The following is a 5,097-nucleotide window of genomic DNA, read 5'->3' on the forward strand; positions in this document are numbered from 1 at the left end:
GGCTCGACCCCGGCTATCTCAGCCGTATCGTCCAGAAATTTAGCGACGACGGCCTGATCACCCGCAAGCCGCTTCCGGTATACCGGCGGCAATATCAGCTCGGCCTGACCGCAAAAGGACGCCAGGCCTTCGCAAAGCTCGATCGCAGTTCGCACGAAGACGTCGCCAAGATGTTGCGCCCGCTGCCGGAAGCTGACCGGCGGCGCCTCACCTCCGCCATGGCGGCCATCGAGGGTTTACTCGGCTCGGCGCACGCACCGACAGAAGCGACCCTGCGCGAGCCGCGGCCGGGCGACATGGGCTTTGTGGTACAGAGCCACGGTGCGCGTTACGCCAGCGAATATGGCTTCGATTCCTCTTTTGAAGCGCTGGTGGCGGAGATCGCCGCCAAATTCCTCAACTCCTTCGATACATCGCGCGAGCGATGCTGGATCGCCGAAATCGACGGCGCCCCGGTCGGCTCGGTTTTCCTGGTCCGGCATGACGACGAGGTCGCCAAGCTGCGTTTGCTGCTGGTCGAACCCTCTGGGCGCGGCCACGGGCTCGGGCGACGGCTGGTTCTCGAATGCATTGCGTTTGCGCGTGCCTGCGGCTATCGCAAGATCACGCTCTGGACCCAAAGCATCCTGACCGCGGCCCGCAATATATATCAGGACGCAGGCTTTGAACTGGTGGCGAGCGAACCGCATCGCAGCTTCGGCCAAAGCCTGATCGGTGAGACCTGGGAGATGAAACTCTAGTGTCCCTTTTCGTTCGCTTGTTACCCGCCCTTGTCATCGCGTTTGCAGCGCAAGCAGCCTCTGCCGCGGATATCCGCGTGATGATCTCGTCCGGCTTTCACGGCGCTTATTCCGAGTTGGGGCCGGCCTTCGAGCGCGCGACCGGAAATCATCTGATCACGACGCGCGGGCCGTCGATGGGGGATTCGCCGGAAGCGATCCCGGCGCGGCTGGCGCGCGGCGAGACCGCCGACGTCGTGATCCTCGATGGCGGGGCGGCGGACGAACTCGGCAAACGCGGATTGGTGAATGCGGAAAGCAAGGTCGAACTGGCGCGATCGCTGATCGGCATGGTGGTGCGCGAAGGCGCCGAAAAGCCGGACATCAGCAGCGTAGCCGCGCTTCGCAATACATTGCTTTCGGCGAAATCCATCGCCTATTCGGATAGCGGCAGCGGCACTTATCTGTCGAGGACCTTGTTTCCAAAACTCGGCATTGCCGATCAGATCGCTGCGAAGAGCCGCAAGATACGCGGACCGCCATCCGGCGAACCAGTCGCCGCGGTGGTCGCGCGCGGTGAGGCAGAGATCGGCTTCCAGCAAGTCGCCGAGCTCATTCATGTTCCCGGCATTACATTCGTCGGCGCGCTTCCATCCGAGGTGCAGCCGATATTTTCCTTTGCCGGCGCTCTCACCATGACGGCGCAGCAGCCCGACGCCGCGCGGGCGCTACTCACGTTTCTCTCCTCGCGCGAGGCCGCTTCCGCCATCACGAAGGCTGGACTGACGCCTCTGTCGGGTCGGTAGCCGGCGTCGCGACCTCGGGAAGCAAGCTCACGAACTTCACGCCGTAGGTCTTTCCGCGGCGCCAGACCACCTCGCACAGCTCACGCTTGTGATGGCCGCGCACGAGCGTCAACTCGAAGCGGTCTCTCACATCCATCGCATCGTCCATCGCGATCCGCGCGCCGCCCGACGACAGATCGAGAACGTGGCACTCGTGCTCGCTCGCGCCATCGCCGACCGTGATCCAGGCCAGCCGCTTGTGCAGCTGACGTCGCTGCTCGCGCAGTACCTTTGCCTTCAGCTCAACAACAGTCATCAAAATCACCAGCCGTTGCACGCCTGAAAACCCCGGCAATATCGGGGCTGGCCGAGTTTCTGGGCGATCTCGTAAGGTTCCGTTAGGGCATTGTTTTGAAATTTAGACATTAACGATTGACCTGCCGAAATACCGCCGGTCCATCAGGCGGACGCACCCTTCGCCTTCGGCCGGCGCAAGTGCTCATCCAGCCGCGGCATGATCTCGACGAAATTGCAGGGCCGCGTGCGGTAGTCGAGCTGCGCCGCGAGAATGCCGTCCCAGCCATCGCGGCAGGCGCCCGGCGAACCCGGCAGGCAGAAGATGAAGGTCGCGCCCGCAACACCCGCGGTGGCGCGGCTCTGGATCGTCGAGGTGCCGATCTTGGCGTGGCTCAACATATGGAAGGCGATGGAAAAGCCGTCCATCCGCTTTTCAAACAACGGCTCGATGGCTTCCGGTGTCACGTCGCGGCCGGTGAAGCCGGTGCCGCCGGTCGTGACGATGGCGTCGACACCCTTGTCCGCAATCCAGCGCTTGACGATGGCGCGGATCGCCTCGACATCATCGACGGTGATCTCCCGCGCTGCCAGCTTGTGGCCGGCCGCAACGATCCGGTCCGCCAGCGTCGCGCCGGACTTGTCGTCGGCGAGCGACCGCGTATCCGAGATCGTCAGCACCGCGATGTTGAGCGGAATGAACTGTTTGGATTCGTCGATCGCGTTCATGTGAAATCCGACAAATAGTTACAGCGACGCAGCACCAAACGTATCGCACGCCTTCAGCGTTCCCTGCTGATAGCCGGTCATGAACCATCGTTTGCGCTGTTCCGCCGAACCATGCGTGAAGGAGTCCGGCACCACGCGCCCGGTAGTCTGCCGCTGCAAGGTATCGTCGCCGATCGCGGATGCAGTAGCGAGCGCGCCGTCGATATCGCCGGGCTCAATGAAGCCCGGACGCTTCTTCGCTTCGTGATTGACCCAGACGCCGGAGAGGCAATCCGCCTGCAACTCCACCCTCACCTGAAGCGCGTTGGCAGCCGCCTTGCTGCCGGCCGCCTGCTGCCGGGCCGTCACCTTCGGCAGGATGCCAAGCAGGTTCTGGACGTGATGTCCGGCTTCATGCGCTATGATATAGGCCGCGGTGAACTTGCAGGCCGAACCCTGACAGCCGTGGAACCGGGTTTCGACCTCGCGGAAGAAGCCGGTATCGAGAAAGATCTGCCGGTCCGGCGGACAGTAGAACGGCCCCATCGCCGACTGCGCCATGCCGCAACGCCCGCCGTTGGTGACGTTGCGGAACAGCACGATGCGCGGGCCGGTATAGGTTTGGCCGGCGGCCTGGAAAATCTCGGTCCAGCGATCGTCGATCTCGCCGAGGATGCCGGATATCATGCTGCCCATCTCGTCGGTGGGCGCCCCTTTCTTGACCGTCCCCGGTCTCCGATCGGTCTGCACCTGACCCTGCCCGCTGCCGCCGCCGGTGAGGATCTCCGCCCCGCCGATCAGGATGCGCGGATCGATGCCGAGGGCATATCCGACGATACCGAGCACGATGATGGTGCCGATGCCGAGGCCACCGCCTCCCATCGGAAGTCCCATGCCACCGCCGCCCAATCCGCCGCCGCTATCGTCGCGTCGGTCATCGATGTCGTCGCTGCGGCGAAAATCATCGTAACGCATGGCCTGATTTCCTTATTGCAGTTTGCGGCGGCTGTCCTGCCGCATCCAGGCAGAATTTTCTTTGTCTCATCTATTAACCCGCCCGGCAAAAATTGCCTAGTGGAGGCGGTTTCACGTCAGCCACACACTCCTCGCGGATTGAGGCGGACGGACGCCAAATCCCAATTCCCCTTGAAATCCCGTGGTTGCCGGCCATCCCCGCTTCCGGCGCTCGCAAATATCCGCCGGTCATCGAAACGAATTAATCCGATCATCAGCGTGAAAGAATTGCCCGGTTAAGTCGATTTTTACTTTGCCTCGTCAAAGTGGCGTCAGTCGGTTGTTTGGTCCCGCGTCGCCGACAGCGTCGCCTGAGTCAGAGTATTTGAGTCATGGTTGTGTCGCGTCGCGGGGCGTCTGCAAGGGCGCCCCGCACTAAATTTGAGTCACATCCGGATAGCCGCATCATCCTTGGCGATTGCGTCGCCGAGATGTCAAAATTGCCGGCCGGCTCCGTCGATCTCGTCTTCGCCGATCCGCCCTACAATCTTCAGCTCAAGGGCGATCTCAAGCGCCCTGACGAATCCCATGTCGATGCCGTCAATGACGAGTGGGACAAGTTCTCGTCGTTTGCCGCCTATGACGACTTCACCCGCGCCTGGCTGCTCGCCTGCCGCCGCCTGATGAAGCCGGCGGCGACGATCTGGGTAATCGGCTCCTATCACAATATCTTTCGCGTCGGCGCGATCATGCAGGACCTCGGCTTCTGGGTTCTCAACGACATCGTCTGGCGCAAATCGAACCCGATGCCGAATTTCCGCGGCCGCCGCTTCACCAACGCGCACGAGACCATGATTTGGGCCGCACGCGACGAGAAAGCCAAGGGGTATACGTTCAACTACGAAGCCTTGAAGGCCGCGAACGAAGACGTGCAGGCGCGCTCGGACTGGCTGATCCCGCTTTGCACCGGCGAAGAACGTCTCAAGGGCAAGGACGGCAAGAAGGTGCATCCGACGCAGAAGCCCGAAGGCTTGCTGGCGCGCGTGCTGCTGTCGTCGTCGAAACCCGGCGACCTCGTCATCGATCCGTTCAACGGCACCGGCACCACCGGCGCGGTGGCCAAACGCCTCGGCCGCCGCTACGTCGGCTTCGAGCGCGACAAGACCTATGCGGCGGCGGCCGAAACCCGCATCGCCGAGATCGAGCCGTTGCCGGAGGCGACGCTGGCGCCATTCATGACCGCGCGCGAGGCGCCACGGGTCGCGTTCTCCGAACTGATCGAGCGCGGCATGATCTCGCCGGGCGCGAAGCTGGTCGACGCCAGGAAGCGCCACGGCGCGCTGGTGCGGGCCGACGGCGCCATCATGCTTGGCGACAAGGTCGGCTCGATCCATCGCATGGGCGCGGTGGCGCAGGGTTCGGAAGCCTGCAACGGCTGGACATTCTGGCATGTCGAGACCAAGCAAGGCCTCAAGCTGATCGACGAATTGCGCGCCGAAATCCGCAGCCAGATGGCGGTGGGCTGAGTTCATCTTCAATTTTCAAACAGCCACTTCTACCGTCGTCCCTGCGAACGCAGGGACCCATACGCCGCGGCCCCTCTTTTTGAGAGCCGCTATTCGACGGCTTTCGCGCCG

At 62.9% G+C, this 5,097-nt stretch carries 6 protein-coding genes; 3 read left to right on the top strand and 3 right to left on the bottom strand.

What is annotated here, in order from left to right; all coding sequences use genetic code 11:
* Both WB528_RS11460 and WB528_RS11465 read left to right on the top strand, forming a co-directional pair.
* A partial coding sequence (locus WB528_RS11460; RefSeq protein WP_423888528.1) for a bifunctional helix-turn-helix transcriptional regulator/GNAT family N-acetyltransferase occupies positions 1–740 on the top strand: 740 nt, incomplete at its 5' end.
* Positions 740–1,525 (top strand): substrate-binding domain-containing protein, encoded by a 786-nt coding sequence (locus WB528_RS11465; protein WP_423888529.1) that lies wholly within the window; start codon positions 740–742, stop codon positions 1,523–1,525. The genes WB528_RS11460 and WB528_RS11465, both read left to right, overlap by 1 nt.
* On the opposite strand, the gene WB528_RS11470 is transcribed toward WB528_RS11465, so the two are convergent.
* The 3 genes from WB528_RS11470 to ypfJ form a co-directional block, all read right to left on the bottom strand.
* The gene (locus tag WB528_RS11470; RefSeq protein WP_423888530.1) at positions 1,488–1,820 is read right to left on the bottom strand and encodes a PilZ domain-containing protein; all 333 of its coding nucleotides are present in this window, start codon (positions 1,818–1,820) and stop codon (positions 1,488–1,490) included. The two genes, WB528_RS11465 and WB528_RS11470, sit on opposite strands and share 38 nt — an antisense overlap.
* Positions 1,821–1,963: 143 nt before the next feature.
* On the bottom strand, positions 1,964–2,527 hold the full coding sequence (gene moaB, locus WB528_RS11475) for a molybdenum cofactor biosynthesis protein B (RefSeq protein WP_423888531.1): 564 nt from the start codon (positions 2,525–2,527) through the stop codon (positions 1,964–1,966).
* 18 nt (positions 2,528–2,545) lie between these two features.
* The gene (gene ypfJ, locus WB528_RS11480; RefSeq protein WP_423888532.1) at positions 2,546–3,481 is read right to left on the bottom strand and encodes a KPN_02809 family neutral zinc metallopeptidase; all 936 of its coding nucleotides are present in this window, start codon (positions 3,479–3,481) and stop codon (positions 2,546–2,548) included.
* A gap of 371 nt (positions 3,482–3,852) precedes the next feature.
* Between ypfJ and WB528_RS11485 the strand changes: the two genes are divergently transcribed.
* On the top strand, positions 3,853–4,986 hold the full coding sequence (locus tag WB528_RS11485; protein ID WP_423888533.1) for a site-specific DNA-methyltransferase: 1,134 nt from the start codon (positions 3,853–3,855) through the stop codon (positions 4,984–4,986).
* Positions 4,987–5,097: the final 111 nt, after the last annotated feature.

Source organism: Bradyrhizobium sp. (assembly GCF_049586575.1).
In the GTDB taxonomy this organism is placed as follows: domain Bacteria; phylum Pseudomonadota; class Alphaproteobacteria; order Rhizobiales; family Xanthobacteraceae; genus Bradyrhizobium.

Bases quoted from the DNA above. Each gene is read 5' to 3' on its own strand.
- WB528_RS11470 (WP_423888530.1), bottom strand. From the start codon at position 1,820: ATGACTGTTGTTGAGCTGAAGGCAAAGGTACTGCGCGAGCAGCGACGT.
- moaB (WP_423888531.1), bottom strand. From the start codon at position 2,527: ATGAACGCGATCGACGAATCCAAACAGTTCATTCCGCTCAACATCGCG.
- ypfJ (WP_423888532.1), bottom strand. From the start codon at position 3,481: ATGCGTTACGATGATTTTCGCCGCAGCGACGACATCGATGACCGACGC.
- WB528_RS11485 (WP_423888533.1), top strand. From the start codon at position 3,853: ATGGTTGTGTCGCGTCGCGGGGCGTCTGCAAGGGCGCCCCGCACTAAA.